The sequence below is a fragment of the Streptomyces sp. NPDC107471 genome (genome assembly GCF_055582845.1).
In genome coordinates this window covers 171381-183561 of record NZ_JBVJPC010000002.1, presented here as the reverse complement: position 1 = coordinate 183561, position 12181 = coordinate 171381, and the positions used below count along the sequence as shown (strand labels likewise).

Genomic DNA, 12181 nt, shown 5'->3' with positions numbered 1-12181 from the left:
CCGCTTCCGCATGCCCACCGGATAGTCTCAACCACCCTTGTGTCCAAGGGTGGTTGAGTGGAAGGGGTGGGGCATGGGCGTGGCGGTACGGACGGCCGGCGACAGCGATCGGGAGCTGGTGGCAGGGCTGCTGGACTCGGCTTTCCAGGACGATCCGGTCAGCGGGTGGATCTTTCCGGGGGAGGAGCACCGCCGTACGACGCATCCCCGGTTGATGGCCGCGTTCGTGGACATCGTGATGGCCGAGGGGTGGGTGGACGTCACGGAGGAGGGGACCGCGTGCGCCTTGTGGCTGCCCGTGCCGGCGGACGGGGGTGACGTGCAGGACGAGGAGGACGGGTTCGCCGCGCTGCGGGAGGCTCTCGATCCGGGCAACGAGCGCATCGAGCTGATCGGTCGCCTCACGGCCGAGGTGCATCCGGCGGGGCGGGCCCACGAGTACCTGTGGATGATCGGCGTGGCTCCCGAACGGCAGGGGGAGGGTCTCGGCACCGCGCTCATCGGATCGGTCCTGGAGCGCTGCGACCGGGAGGGGCTGCCCGCGTACCTGGAGGCGAGCAGCGCCCGCAGCCGCGGACTGTACGAACGGCTCGGCTTCGAGCTCGTGAACCGACCGCTCGATCTGCCGGACGGCCCGCAGATGTGGCCGATGTGGCGCGAGCCGGGCGCCTCGCGGTAGGGCGGGCGGGGATGCCTCGCGCCGGCGACGGCCGGGGTTCCGCCGCGTGGTCATGGGCCGCGATCGCCGTCCACTCGACCGAGCCCCCTCGCTCAGGGGGTCGCCCCCCGGCCTAGCCCTCCGGGACCACCGTCGCCACGATCCGTTCCACCAGGCCCTCCGGGACGCCCACCCCCGGCAGTACCCCCTCCAGGGCTTCGGGCAGGGTCAGGTGGTCCAGGAGCAGGCCCAGCATGGCCAGGTAGAGCACGGTGACCGTCTCGGCGCCGCCCGGGAGGCCCGTCTCGTGGTGGAAGCGGATGCCCTCCTCCAGGTCCGCGCGGACCGACCTGGTGAAGGAGGCGCGGAGTGCGGGGCGGCGGGTGGCCTCCAGGCGCATTTCCAGCAGGGCCAGATAGCCCGTGCGGTCGTGGGTCGCGCGGGCCATGAGGTCGTGCATGAACGCGGCGACCAGGGACCGGTCCTTCGGCCGGGTCAGCAGGTCGGCGAGCTTGGCCGGGTCCGGGGCGAGCCGGATGTGGAGACGGGTGTCGATCTGCCGCAGCAGGTCGTCGCGGTCGGCGAAGTAGTTCGAGGCCGTCCCCACCGGGACCCCCGCCTCCGTGTCGACCGCGCGGAACGTCAGCCCGCGCGCCCCCTCGCGGGCGAGAACCTCGACCCCCGCGTCCACGAGCGCGGCCCGGCGCTCCGGATTGCTGGCCATGCGGAATCCCCTCTCCCAGTTGCCCCGGGCTTCAGAAACGCCCTTGCAACCACTACATCTGAAGTACTACAACTGAAGTAGTTCACATCGGAGCGCAGCCTACGAGAAGAGACCCGCTTGCGAAAGCTCACGTACTTCGTCGCCTGCACGATCGACGGCTTCATCGGCGACGAGAGCGGCGACGCGTCGTTCATGTACCGGTTCGTCGACGAGGAGTTCCTCGCCTACCTCAAGGCCGAGTTCCCGGAGACCCTCGCGGCCCAGGGCCGCAGGGCGCTCGGCATCCACCACCTGGCGCACCGCAGGTTCGACACGGTCGTCCAGGGCCGCGGCAGCTACGAGGTGGCCCTGAAGGAGGGCATCACCAGCCCGTACGACCACCTGCGCGAGTACGTCGCCTCCCGCACCCTCACCGAGTCGCCCGACCCGAACGTCGAGATCATCCGCGACGACCTGGTCGGCAAGGTGCGCGAACTGAAGGCCGAGGACGGCGAGTTCGGCATCTACCTGTGCGGCGGCTCCCGGCTCGCGGGCGAACTCCACGACGAGATCGACGAACTCGTCGTCAAGACGTACCCCGTCGCCCTCGGCACCGGGATGCCGATGTTCGCCTCCGGGTTCTCCGTCACCGGGTTCACGCTCGACGAGGTGCGCGTCTTCGGCAACGGCGTACTGGTGCGGACGTACGGCAGGGAAGGCTGAGGCAAGCGCGCGCGGCTTCTTCGTCCTACCCTGAGGACATGGGCAGCGACGAACACGTCTGTCCCGTTTGCGGACAGCCGGTCGAGACAGTCGTACGGCGTCACAAGACGCTGGGTGCGTGGGTCCCCGTGTGGACGGACGGCCCGTGCCGCAACCCCGAATGTGAGGCGTACCCCGACAGGGCCGCCGAGCCCGAGGAGGACCACGGCGGCACCCCGGCCGAGAAGAGTTCCTGACCTCCGGGGCCGACCCGAGCAGCGCTGTGTGCGGGAGCGGGCGGCACGGCTGAGGCCGTACCGTGACGGCATGTCCACACCCAGCCACATCGTGCACCTGACCGAACGCTCGCTCTGGGAGGAGGCCCGCGCCCGGGGCACGTACGAGATCTCGACCCGCGGCCGCACCCTCCGGGAGGAGGGGTTCATCCACTGCTCGACGCGCGAGCAACTGCCGGACACGGCCGCGCGCTTCTTCGCCGGTGTGCCGGATCTGGTGCTCCTCGTCATCGACCCCGCGCGGCTGGACGTACCGCTGAAGTACGAGGCCCCCGCACCCGGCGCCGAGGAGTTCCCGCACATCTACGGGCCGCTCCCGGTGGCCGCGGTCGTCGACGTGGAGCCGTGGGGGTGAGCGGCCGCCGTCGGCCGTGGCTGTGGGCCGTGGCGGTCTGGGCGGCTGTCGTGGTCGTCGCGGGCGGACTCACGCTCTGGCTCCAGGACCCGGCGGAGCCGCCGGGGCCGTACGGTTCGGAGAAGAGCAGTCCGACGCCCTCCCTGCCGGAGGGGTGGAAGTCCGCGTGCGCCGACGCCACCCCCGACGAGGAGGGCCGGACCCTCTGCTTCGTCAGGATCACCCGCTAGGCACCCCGCCCGTCTCCGGGTCCCGCCCCGTCAGGCAGTACAGGCCGCCCGCCGGGTCCCTCATCACCGTCCAGTTCCCGCCCTCGGTGACGAACTCGGCGCCCAGCCGCTCGTGTTCGGCCCGTGTCGCCGCCACGTCCGCGCAGGCCAGGTCCAGATGGGCGGAGGCGGGGCGTTCCTCGTCGAGGCGCTGGAGGAGGATGCGGACCGGGAGGCCGGCGGGCGGCTTGAGGACGTGGAACTCGGGGAGCGAGCCGGGCCGCGACTCCCAGTCGGGCAACAGGGCGGCCCAGAAGGCGACTTCGGCCTCGTACAGGGAGGGCGGGACGTCCAGGCAGACCTGGTCGAGGCGGCTGCCGCGGACGACGGGCGAGCGGGTCGACTGCCCGCGCCAGGGATCGGTGCAGAACAACTGGCCGGCGGGGGAGCGCAGCACCACCAACGTGCCCTGGTCGGCGACCACATGGGCGCCCAGCCCCTGCGCCGCCTTCGCGAACCTGCGTACGTCGTCGACGCAGAAGTCGAGATGGGCCCCGCCCGGCCCGGAGGCGACGGCCTGCGCCTTGACGCAGGCGTCGGCCCCGCCGGAAGGCACCAGCGTCACGAACTCCCGCCGCTCACCCCGGAATTCGGACAGGTGGGCCCCGGTGACGCCGGTCCAGAAGTCACAGGCCTGCGCGAAGCGGGGGACGGGCCGATCGACGAAGGCGTAAGTCCAGCGGGTAGTCATGCGGTGATCGTAGGCTTCACCGCTTCCGCGCCTCCATCACTTCGGCGGCTCCGTCACTTCGGTGTCTCCATGAACCGCAGCAGGTTGCCCGCCGGGTCCCGGAACGCGCAGTCCCGCACGCCGTACGGCATGTCCGTCGGCTCCTGGACCACCTCGGCGCCCGACTCCCGCACGCGCGCGAACAACGTGTCGCAGTCGGTGGTGGTGAAGTTGACGGCCCGCAGCAGCCCCTTCGCCAGCAGCCGGGCCATCGCCTCCTTGTCCGCCGGGGACGCGTCCGGGTCGGCGGCGGGCGGCTCCAGGACGATGTCCACGTCCGGCTGGAGCGGCGAGCCGACCGTCACCCAGCGCATCCCCTCGTACCCGACGTCGCCGCGCACCTCCATGCCCAGGACGTCCCGGTAGAACGCGATCGCCTTGTCGTGGTCGTCCACCGCGATGAAGCAGTTCTTGAGCTTGATGTCCATGGCCCCACGTTAGGCCCGCCGGGGCCGGGTGTGCCTGCGCACGACGCACGGCGGGATCCCGGCGATCTCCTCGTGGGAGCGGGCCCGGTACGCGCTCGGCGTCTCGCCCACCAGCTCGGTGAACCGCGAGCTGAAGGAGCCCAGGGAGGTGCACCCCACCGCCATGCAGACCTCGGTGACGGACAGGTCGCCGCGCCGCAGCAGCGCCTTCGCCCGCTCGATGCGCCGGGTCATGAGATAGCCGTACGGCGTCTCGCCGAACTCCGCGCGGAAGCTGCGCTGGAAGTGGCCCGGTGACATCAGCGCGGTGCGGGCGAGCGCGGGCACGTCGAGCGGCTCGGTGTACTCGCGGTCCATCCGGTCGCGCGCCTGCCTCAGCCGCACCAGGTCCTCGATGCTCACCATCACGCCAGCATCGCACGATGCTCACCGGCTCGGTGCGTGTACCTGGAACGGGCTTTGCCTCGCGTTCTCCTGCCGTACGGAAGCCCTTGCTCCCATGGGAGGCATGGACCACATCACGTTCCTCGTGGCGGTCGTCATCGTCACGGCTCTGGCCTTCGACTTCACCAACGGATTCCACGACACGGCCAACGCGATGGCGACCTCCATCGCGACCGGCGCGCTGAAACCCAGGACCGCGGTGCTGGTGAGCGGCGTCCTGAACGTCGTGGGCGCCTTCCTGTCCACCGAGGTCGCCAGGACGATCTCCGGCGGCATCGTGGACGACAGCCTGGTCTCGCCCGCAATGATCTTCGCGGGGCTGGTCGGGGCGATCCTGTGGAACCTGCTGACCTGGCTGGTCGGCCTCCCGTCGAGCTCCTCGCACGCCCTGTTCGGCGGACTCATCGGCGCCGTGTGGGTGGGTGCGGGCTCGCACGGGGTGCACTTCGACAAGGTCGTCGAGAAGATCCTGATCCCCGCGGTGGCCTCCCCGGTGGTGGCGGGCGTGGCGGCGCTGATCGCCACCTACCTCGCCTACCGGCTCACCGCCCGCGCCCGCAAGGACTCGGTGACCAAGGGGTTCCGGCTCGGCCAGATCGCCTCGGCGTCCCTCGTCTCCCTGGCGCACGGCACCAACGACGCCCAGAAGACCATGGGCGTCATCACGCTGACCCTCATCTCGGCGGGCGCGCTCGGCCACGACGCCGGGCCACCGGTGTGGGTCGTCGCCGCCGCGGGTCTCGCGATCGGCCTCGGCACCTACCTCGGCGGCTGGCGGATCATCCGCACCATGGGCAAGGGCCTCACCGAGATCCAGTCCCCGCAGGGCTTCGCCGCCGAGACCGCGTCCACCACGGTCATCCTGACCTCCGCCCACCTCGGTTTCGCCCTGTCGACCACGCAGGTCGCCTCGGGCGGCATCCTCGGCGCGGGCCTGGGCCGCAGGCTGGCGGAGGTCCGCTGGGGCATCGCCGGGCGCATGGTCGCGGCCTGGCTGATCACCCTCCCGGCGGCCGCGCTGGTCGGCGGCGTCTCCGCGAGCGCCGTGAAGCACGGCGGCAACGCCGGCACGGTCGTCGTCGCCCTGGCCGGTGCCGCCGTCGCCGCGGGCATCGTGCTCGTCTCCCGCCGCAACCCGGTGAGCGCGCACAACGTCAACGACGCCCACGAGGTCACCCTCCGCACCGACCCGCCGGCCCGTGTCGGCACGGCCGCCTGAACCCCGGGAGTTCTGTGATGAGCATCGACTGGACCGCACTCGGCCAGGTCAGCGCGGTGAGCGTCGGCGTCACCATCGCGGTGGTCGTGGTCTTCGCCCTCGGGGTACTCGGTCTCGCCCGTACCGAGGCGGCGAGGGAGGATGGCGGTGGTGGAACCTCCCCACTCGGCGTCGCCCAGTCCGGCCTGTGCTTCCTCGCCTGCGCGGCGGTGGTGGCGTACGGCATCTACCTGATCGTGCCGCAGTTCCACTGAACCACCGAGAGGAGAGGGGAGCAGCGAGGTGACCCCCCTGCTGACCGACCTGAAGGTCGACTACACCGACCCCGACGACCCCGTCCTCATCCGCCCGGACGGCAGCCCGATCGACACCTGGCGGGAGAACTACCCCTACGCGCACCGCATGGAGCGCAAGGAGTACGACTGGCACAAACGGCTCCAGCAGATCGAGCTGCTGAAGCTCCAGAGCTGGATCAAGGAGACCGGGCGCCGGCTCGTCATCGTCTTCGAGGGGCGGGACGCGGCCGGCAAGGGCGGCACCATCAAGCGCTTCACGGAGCACCTGAACCCCCGCGGCGCCCGCGTGGTCGCGCTGGAGAAGCCGAACGAGCGCGAGCGCGGGCAGTGGTACTTCCAGCGGTACGTCGAACACCTGCCGACCGCGGGCGAGATCGTGCTGTTCGACCGGTCCTGGTACAACCGGGCCGGGGTGGAGCGGGTCATGGACTTCTGCACGGACGACGAGTACCGGCGCTTCATGCGCCAGGCCCCGCTGTTCGAGCGGATGCTCGTGGACGACGGCGTGGACCTGCTGAAGTTCTGGTTCTCGGTCTCCCAGGGCGAGCAGCGCACCCGCTTCACGATCCGTCAGATCGACCCCGTACGGCAGTGGAAGCTGAGCCCCATGGACCTGGCCTCCCTGGAGCGCTGGGACGACTACACCGCCGCCAAGGTCGCCATGTTCCGGGAGACGGACACCCGGTTCGCGCCCTGGACGGTGGTCAAGAGCAACGACAAGAAGCGGGCCCGCGTCGAGGCCATGCGCACGGTGCTGGCCCGCTTCGACTACGCCGACAAGGACGAGGAGGTCGTCGGCACGCCCGATCCGCGGATCGTGGGCGAGGCGGCGGGGCTGCTGGAGGCGGGCGAGGCCTAGGGGCCGCCGGCGGGGGCGGGCCGGGTGCCGATGCACACGGGGCGCGGGTGCGCCTGAGTACCCGTACTCAGTCCGGTGGCGGTGCTCGGCCCTGGTGGGGGCGGCGCGGGTTCTCGATGATGCAACCCACCCGCGTCGAAAGAGGTTGCCCCATGGCTCGTGACCTGGAGCTGCGTACCGCCACTCCGGAGGATCTCGACTGGATTTACGAACTGCGTCACCGGGTGTACGCCCGCGAGTTGGGTCAGCACCCGCCGGATCCGGCCGGGCGGCTGCGCGACGGACTCGACGGTGACAACGTCTACCTGGTCGCGGCGCGCGGCACGACCCGGATCGGCTTCGTCAGCCTGACCCCGCCCTGGCTGGGGCGGTTCGGCCTGGACAAGTACCTGACCCGCGACGAACTGCCGGTGCTGGACGGCCACGACGTGTTCGAGGTGCGCGTCCTCACCGTCGAGCCGCGCCGGCGCACCACCTCGGCGGCGCCCCTGCTGATGTACGCGGCGCTGCGCTGGATCGCCTCCCGCGGCGGGCGCAGGGTGGTGGCGATGGGGCGTACCGAGGTGCTCGGCATGTACCGGGCCGTCGGCCTGCGCCCGGCCGGCCGGACCGTCCGCAGCGGCGCGGTGACGTTCGAGGTGCTGACCGGCGAGGTGCCCGAACTGACCCGGCGGGCGCGCGAGCGCTACGGCAGCGCCCTGGAGCGGCTGCGGTCCGTCGTCGACTGGCGGCTGGACATGCCCTTCGCGCCCCGGCCGGACGGCTGCGAGCACGGCGGTGCCTCGTTCACCGCCCTCGGCACCGACTTCCGCACCCTGCACCGGCGGCGGGACATCGTCATGGCCGACGTGCTGGACGCCTGGTTCCCGCCCGCCCCCGGGGTGCGGGCGACCCTCGCGGACGACCCGGCCTGGGCCGCCCGCACCTCGCCGCCCTCCGGCGCCGAGGGACTGTCGGCGCAGATCGCCGCCGCCCGGGACCTGCCCCCGGACACGCTGGCGGTGGGCGCCGGCTCCTCCGACCTGATCTTTCGGGCGTTCGGCCGCCGGCTGACCCCGCGCAGCCGGGTGCTGCTGACCGACCCCTGCTACGGCGAGTACGCCCATGTCACGGAGCGGGTCATCGGCTGCCGGGTGGACCGGTTCCCGCTGCGCCGCGAGGACGGCTGGCGGATCGACCCGCAGCGGCTGGCGGCCGCCGTCGGCTCCGGCCGCTACGACCTCGTGGTGGTGGTCAACCCGAACAACCCCACGGGACGGCACGCACCCGCCGCCGGGCTGCGCGAGATCGTCCAGGCCGCCCCGGACCGCACCCACTGGTGGATCGACGAGGCGTACCTGGGTTATGTCGGCCTGGACGAGTCCCTCGCCGGCCTCGCCGCGACCGACCCCCGGGTGACCGTCTGCACCTCGCTGTCGAAGATGTACGCGCTGTCCGGCATGCGGGCCGCTTACGCCGTCGCCGAACCGTCCGCCGCGGCCGAGCTGCGCCGCTGGACCCCGCCCTGGACGGTCGGCCTGCCGGCCCAGATGGCCGCCGTGGCGGCGCTGCGCGACCCCGGGTACTACCGGGACCGCTGGCTCGCCACCCACGCCCTGCGCCGCGGACTGGCCGCGGACCTGGCCGAGGCGGCGCCCGAGGCGACCGTCGAGGAGTCCGTGGCCAACTTCCTCTCCCTCGTTCTGCCCAAGGGCGGACCGAGTGCCGCACAACTCGTCGACGAGTGCCGCCGCCACGGCGTGTACCTGCGCGACCTGTCGCCGCTGTCGCCGCAGTACGAGGGGCGCACCGTGCGCGTCGCGGTCCGGGACACCGCCGAGAACGCCCGCATCGTGGCGGCCTGCCGGACCGCCCTGGAGGTGCTGCGGCCGGCGCCCGCCGCGCTCGTGGCGCAGCCCCTGGGCGCCGCGGGCACCGCCCGGTGACGAGCGTGGGCTCGCTGGCGCCGTACCTCGGTGGGGCGCTGGCCCTGGGCGGTGTCGCGGTGGCCGCGTCCGGTCGACGCGAGCTGATGGTCCGCTGGTGCGCCTGGGCGGTCGGGGTGCCGCTGGTCACCCTGGCGTTCTGGTGGGGCGAGCCGGGTGCCGCGGCCGTGGCCGTGCTGGTCGGGGTGATCGCGGTGCTGGAGTTCGGCGGGCTGCTGATGCTCGGCCGGCTGGACCGCGCGGTGCTGGCCGCGTCGGTGACGGGTGTGGTGCTGACCGCCTGGCTGGCGCCCGGGGAGGTGCTCCGGGCCCTGGGTGCCGGGGCGCTGGCGGTGGCCGCGGTGCCGCTGCTGGACGGCGACGCCGACCACGGTCTGCGCCGGCTCGGCGCCGGGCTGCTGGGGCTGGCCTGGCTGAGCGTGCCGGCCGCCTTGGTGCCGCTCGGGGCGGACGGACTGGCGCTGTTCGTGGCGGTCTCGGTCGCCGACATCACCGCCTACTTCGCCGGGCGGCGGCTGGGCGGCCCGCGGTTGTCGCCGCTGTCGCCGGCCAAGCGGTGGAGCGGGACGCTGGCCGGGGCGGCGGCCGGGCTCGGTGTGCTCGCGGTGCTGTCCGCGGCGAGCCTGCCCATGGCGGTCGCCGTGGCGGTCGGCGGGCCGGCCGGAGACCTGCTGGAGTCCATGGTCAAGCGCGGTGCGCGGGTCAAGGACGCCGGTCACTGGCTGCCCGGCTCCGGTGGCCTGCTGGACCGGATCGACTCCCTGCTCGTCGCCCTGGCCGTGCTGCTGGTGCTGAGCTGACGAACCGGGGCACGCCCACGGGGGCCGCGGAACGAGAAAGGGGCCCGGGCCGGCGTGCAGCCGGCCGAGCCCCTTCCCGCGGGCAGGTCGCCTCAGGCCTTCTTGGTCTCCCAGAAGATCTTGTCGATCTGGGCGATGTAGTCCAGGGCCTTCTGACCCGTGGCCGGGTCGGTCGACGCCTTGGCGGCCGAGAGGGCCTTGAGGGTGTCGTTGACGAGCTGGTGCAGCTCCGGGTACTTCTCGAAGTGCGGGGGCTTGAAGTAGTCGCTCCAGAGCACGGAAACGTGGTGCTTCGCGAGCTCGGCGCGCTGCTCCTTGATGACCGTGGCACGCGCCTGGAAGTGCGGGTCGTCGTTGGCGGCCATCTTCTCCTGCACGGCCTTCACCGACTCCGCCTCGATGCGGGCCTGGGCCGGGTCGTACACACCGCAGGGCAGGTCGCAGTGTGCGCTGACCTTGACCTTGGGGGCAAACAGGCGGGAAAGCATGGAGCATTCCTTCCTCGTGATCGTCTTCTCAGGTGCGACATTACTCCCTGCGAGAGGCGAAATCGCGGGTGCCCCCATGGGCTTAGGACAAAAGTCCGGGGTCAGACTGAGACTGGTGGACGAACGTACCGGGGAGGTGCCGGGGATGCCGGAGCTGTCGCAGGAGACCGAGCGGGAGAGGTCGTTGCTGCCCTTCGTGGGGGTGGCCGAGGTGACCGGGCCGTCGATGGTGCCCACGCTCCAGCACGGGGACCGGCTCGTCGTGCACTGGGGGGCGCGGGTCGTCCCCGGCGACATCGTGGTCCTGCGGCATCCGTTCCAGCAGGACCTGCTCGTCGTCAAGCGGGCCGCGGAGCGCCGCGAGGGCGGCTGGTGGGTGCTCGGGGACAACGCGTTCGCGGGCGGCGACAGCACGGACTACGGCGTCGTACCGGAGGAGCTCGTGCTGGGGAAGGCCCGGCTGCGGTACCGGCCGCTCAGGACCGCTCAGCGCTCCCCGCTGGCCGCCGTGCGCTGGGCGCTGTCCGCCGTGCGGCCCGTCTTCCCGGACCGGTCGGCCTCCAGGCGTTTGCGGGCCCGGTAGGCGGCCACGTTGGCGCGGGTGGCGCACCGGTCGGAGCAGTAGCGGCGGGAGCGGTTCGTCGAGGTGTCGAGGTAGGCGTTGCGGCAGGGCGCGGCCTCGCACAGGCCCAGCCGGTCCACGCCGTACTCGGTGAGGTGGAACGCCAGTCCCATGGCCGCGATCGCCGCGTAGCCGGCGGTGGCGTTGGACGGGTGGTCCGCCAGGTGCATGTGCCACAGCGGGCGGCCGTCGTCGTCGCGGAAGTCGTGCCCGGAGATCTGCGGGCTGACGGGGAACTCCAGCAGGAGCGAGTTCAGCAGGTCCACCGCGAGCGTCTCCTCGCCCCGGTCCGCCGCCTCGAAGACCGACCGCAGCCGGGCCCGCACCGAACGGAACCGGGTGACGTCGGCCTCGGTGGCGCGCCGGGCGCCCGTGCCGTTGCCGCCGAACAGGTCGCGGACCGCCTCCACCGAGGTCAGGGTGTCCTTGCCCCGGGCCGGGTCCTCGCTGTTGACCAGACGTACGGCGTAGTCCGAGTAATAGGCCAGTTCCACTTGTAGTCCTTACGGAGGCGTTCTATCGTCGTGGTGCGGTCGGGTAAGAGCTGATCGTGCTTCCAGAGTATTACGACAGTGAGCGGACAGGGGGCTCCATGACGACCGGTGTCGGAACCGACTGGCAGGCCTGGCAGGAGAGCTGGGACCGCCAGCAGGAGTGGTACATGCCGGACCGCGAGGAGCGGTTCCGGGTCATGCTGGACATGGTCGAGGCCCTCGTCGGGCCCCGGCCGCGCGTGCTCGACCTCGCGTGCGGCACGGGAAGCATCACGGCCCGGCTGCTCGCCCGGTTCCCCGAGGCCACCAGCACCGGCGTCGACCTCGACCCGGCGCTCCTCACCATCGCCGGCGGCACGTTCGCGGACGACGAGCGGGTCACCCTCGTGACGGCCGACCTCAAGGACCCGGACTGGCCCACGCGCCTGCCGTACGACTCCTACGACGCCGTGCTGACCGCCACGGCCCTGCACTGGCTGCACAGCGAACCCCTCGCGGATCTCTACGGCCGGATCGCGGAACTCGTCCGCGACGGCGGTGTCTTCATGAACGCCGACCACATGATCGACGAGACCACGCCCCGGATCAACGCGGCCGAACGCGCGCTGCGGCACGCGCACATGGACCGCGCCAAGCGCGACGGCGCCCTCGACTGGGCCGCGTGGTGGCAGGTCGCCGCCGAGGACCCGGTCCTCGCCGGTCCGACGGCGCGCCGCTTCGAGATCTACGGCGAGCACGCCGACGGGGACACGCCCTCCGCCGCGTGGCATGCCCGTGTGCTGCGCGAGAAGGGCTTCGGGGAGGCCCGGCCGGTGTGGTGCTCGCCCTCGGACACCCTGCTGCTCGCGCTCAAGTAGGCGCGTGCGAAAGGGGCGGTACGGGAATCCCGTACC

18 protein-coding genes are annotated in these 12181 nt (G+C 72.2%); 12 read left to right on the top strand and 6 right to left on the bottom strand.

Annotated features, from left to right (window positions below; translation table 11 throughout):
- Positions 1–73 precede the first annotated feature (73 nt).
- Positions 74–679 carry a GNAT family N-acetyltransferase gene (locus ACZ66S_RS05720; RefSeq protein ID WP_469899913.1) on the top strand — a complete coding sequence of 202 codons (606 nt, stop codon included), beginning with the start codon at positions 74–76 and terminating at the stop codon, positions 677–679.
- Between the two features lie 112 nt (positions 680–791).
- Here ACZ66S_RS05720 and ACZ66S_RS05715 read toward each other — a convergent pair whose 3' ends face one another.
- The gene (locus ACZ66S_RS05715) at positions 792–1382 is read right to left on the bottom strand and encodes a TetR/AcrR family transcriptional regulator (protein ID WP_469899911.1); all 591 of its coding nucleotides are present in this window, start codon (positions 1380–1382) and stop codon (positions 792–794) included.
- Between the two features lie 117 nt (positions 1383–1499).
- On the opposite strand from ACZ66S_RS05715, the gene ACZ66S_RS05710 reads away from it, so the two are divergent.
- From ACZ66S_RS05710 to ACZ66S_RS05695, 4 genes are all read left to right on the top strand, one after another.
- Complete coding sequence (locus tag ACZ66S_RS05710; protein ID WP_469899909.1) at positions 1500–2084, top strand: dihydrofolate reductase family protein; 585 nt, start codon at positions 1500–1502, stop codon at positions 2082–2084.
- Between the two features lie 38 nt (positions 2085–2122).
- Positions 2123–2320: a hypothetical protein gene (locus tag ACZ66S_RS05705; protein ID WP_469899907.1), complete on the top strand. Its 198-nt coding sequence runs from the start codon at positions 2123–2125 to the stop codon at positions 2318–2320.
- Between the two features lie 70 nt (positions 2321–2390).
- Positions 2391–2714, top strand: coding sequence for a DUF952 domain-containing protein (locus tag ACZ66S_RS05700; protein WP_469899906.1), 324 nt, complete (start codon positions 2391–2393; stop codon positions 2712–2714).
- Entirely contained in the window at positions 2711–2944 is a 234-nt protein-coding gene (locus ACZ66S_RS05695) for a hypothetical protein (RefSeq protein ID WP_469899905.1), read from the top strand. The genes ACZ66S_RS05700 and ACZ66S_RS05695 overlap by 4 nt, the downstream gene beginning before the upstream one ends.
- Here the strand turns inward: ACZ66S_RS05695 and ACZ66S_RS05690 are convergent.
- The 3 genes from ACZ66S_RS05690 to ACZ66S_RS05680 are packed head-to-tail and all read right to left on the bottom strand — an operon-like array spanning position 2934 to position 4546.
- Positions 2934–3674, bottom strand: coding sequence for a VOC family protein (locus ACZ66S_RS05690; RefSeq protein WP_469899904.1), 741 nt, complete (start codon positions 3672–3674; stop codon positions 2934–2936). The genes ACZ66S_RS05695 and ACZ66S_RS05690 overlap by 11 nt on opposite strands.
- A gap of 53 nt (positions 3675–3727) precedes the next feature.
- Positions 3728–4141, bottom strand: coding sequence for a VOC family protein (locus ACZ66S_RS05685; protein ID WP_469899903.1), 414 nt, complete (start codon positions 4139–4141; stop codon positions 3728–3730).
- A gap of 9 nt (positions 4142–4150) precedes the next feature.
- On the bottom strand, positions 4151–4546 hold the full coding sequence (locus ACZ66S_RS05680) for a helix-turn-helix transcriptional regulator (protein WP_387722747.1): 396 nt from the start codon (positions 4544–4546) through the stop codon (positions 4151–4153).
- 103 nt (positions 4547–4649) lie between these two features.
- Between ACZ66S_RS05680 and ACZ66S_RS05675 the strand changes: the two genes are divergently transcribed.
- From ACZ66S_RS05675 to ACZ66S_RS05655, 5 genes are all read left to right on the top strand, one after another.
- Positions 4650–5804, top strand: coding sequence for an inorganic phosphate transporter (locus ACZ66S_RS05675; protein WP_469899902.1), 1155 nt, complete (start codon positions 4650–4652; stop codon positions 5802–5804).
- A 17-nt stretch (positions 5805–5821) separates the two neighbouring features.
- On the top strand, positions 5822–6058 hold the full coding sequence (locus ACZ66S_RS05670) for a hypothetical protein (protein ID WP_469899900.1): 237 nt from the start codon (positions 5822–5824) through the stop codon (positions 6056–6058).
- A gap of 28 nt (positions 6059–6086) precedes the next feature.
- Positions 6087–6959 carry a polyphosphate kinase 2 gene (gene ppk2 / locus ACZ66S_RS05665; RefSeq protein WP_469899899.1) on the top strand — a complete coding sequence of 291 codons (873 nt, stop codon included), beginning with the start codon at positions 6087–6089 and terminating at the stop codon, positions 6957–6959.
- A gap of 152 nt (positions 6960–7111) precedes the next feature.
- Positions 7112–8884, top strand: coding sequence for an aminotransferase class I/II-fold pyridoxal phosphate-dependent enzyme (locus tag ACZ66S_RS05660; protein ID WP_469899898.1), 1773 nt, complete (start codon positions 7112–7114; stop codon positions 8882–8884).
- Positions 8881–9684 carry a phosphatidate cytidylyltransferase gene (locus ACZ66S_RS05655; RefSeq protein WP_469899897.1) on the top strand — a complete coding sequence of 268 codons (804 nt, stop codon included), beginning with the start codon at positions 8881–8883 and terminating at the stop codon, positions 9682–9684. The genes ACZ66S_RS05660 and ACZ66S_RS05655 overlap by 4 nt, the downstream gene beginning before the upstream one ends.
- A gap of 92 nt (positions 9685–9776) precedes the next feature.
- Here ACZ66S_RS05655 and sodN read toward each other — a convergent pair whose 3' ends face one another.
- On the bottom strand, positions 9777–10172 hold the full coding sequence (gene sodN / locus ACZ66S_RS05650; RefSeq protein WP_020136639.1) for a superoxide dismutase, Ni: 396 nt from the start codon (positions 10170–10172) through the stop codon (positions 9777–9779).
- A gap of 145 nt (positions 10173–10317) precedes the next feature.
- On the opposite strand from sodN, the gene sodX reads away from it, so the two are divergent.
- Positions 10318–10755 (top strand): nickel-type superoxide dismutase maturation protease, encoded by a 438-nt coding sequence (gene sodX / locus ACZ66S_RS05645; RefSeq protein WP_469900857.1) that lies wholly within the window; start codon positions 10318–10320, stop codon positions 10753–10755.
- Here sodX and ACZ66S_RS05640 read toward each other — a convergent pair.
- Positions 10659–11288: a CGNR zinc finger domain-containing protein gene (locus ACZ66S_RS05640; RefSeq protein ID WP_469899896.1), complete on the bottom strand. Its 630-nt coding sequence runs from the start codon at positions 11286–11288 to the stop codon at positions 10659–10661. The two genes, sodX and ACZ66S_RS05640, sit on opposite strands and share 97 nt — an antisense overlap.
- A gap of 98 nt (positions 11289–11386) precedes the next feature.
- On the opposite strand from ACZ66S_RS05640, the gene ACZ66S_RS05635 reads away from it, so the two are divergent.
- Positions 11387–12145 (top strand): class I SAM-dependent methyltransferase, encoded by a 759-nt coding sequence (locus ACZ66S_RS05635; RefSeq protein ID WP_469899895.1) that lies wholly within the window; start codon positions 11387–11389, stop codon positions 12143–12145.
- Positions 12146–12181: the final 36 nt, after the last annotated feature.

Excerpts from the sequence above, each read along its gene's own strand:
- ACZ66S_RS05675 (WP_469899902.1), top strand. The coding sequence starts at position 4,650 with ATGGACCACATCACGTTCCTCGTGGCGGTCGTCATCGTCACGGCTCTG.
- ACZ66S_RS05685 (WP_469899903.1), bottom strand. The coding sequence starts at position 4,141 with ATGGACATCAAGCTCAAGAACTGCTTCATCGCGGTGGACGACCACGAC.
- ACZ66S_RS05680 (WP_387722747.1), bottom strand. The coding sequence starts at position 4,546 with ATGGTGAGCATCGAGGACCTGGTGCGGCTGAGGCAGGCGCGCGACCGG.
- ACZ66S_RS05690 (WP_469899904.1), bottom strand. The coding sequence starts at position 3,674 with ATGACTACCCGCTGGACTTACGCCTTCGTCGATCGGCCCGTCCCCCGC.
- sodN (WP_020136639.1), bottom strand. The coding sequence starts at position 10,172 with ATGCTTTCCCGCCTGTTTGCCCCCAAGGTCAAGGTCAGCGCACACTGC.
- ACZ66S_RS05660 (WP_469899898.1), top strand. The coding sequence starts at position 7,112 with ATGGCTCGTGACCTGGAGCTGCGTACCGCCACTCCGGAGGATCTCGAC.
- ACZ66S_RS05705 (WP_469899907.1), top strand. The coding sequence starts at position 2,123 with ATGGGCAGCGACGAACACGTCTGTCCCGTTTGCGGACAGCCGGTCGAG.
- ACZ66S_RS05700 (WP_469899906.1), top strand. The coding sequence starts at position 2,391 with ATGTCCACACCCAGCCACATCGTGCACCTGACCGAACGCTCGCTCTGG.
- ACZ66S_RS05720 (WP_469899913.1), top strand. The coding sequence starts at position 74 with ATGGGCGTGGCGGTACGGACGGCCGGCGACAGCGATCGGGAGCTGGTG.
- ACZ66S_RS05670 (WP_469899900.1), top strand. The coding sequence starts at position 5,822 with ATGAGCATCGACTGGACCGCACTCGGCCAGGTCAGCGCGGTGAGCGTC.
- ACZ66S_RS05635 (WP_469899895.1), top strand. The coding sequence starts at position 11,387 with ATGACGACCGGTGTCGGAACCGACTGGCAGGCCTGGCAGGAGAGCTGG.
- sodX (WP_469900857.1), top strand. The coding sequence starts at position 10,318 with ATGCCGGAGCTGTCGCAGGAGACCGAGCGGGAGAGGTCGTTGCTGCCC.
- ACZ66S_RS05715 (WP_469899911.1), bottom strand. The coding sequence starts at position 1,382 with ATGGCCAGCAATCCGGAGCGCCGGGCCGCGCTCGTGGACGCGGGGGTC.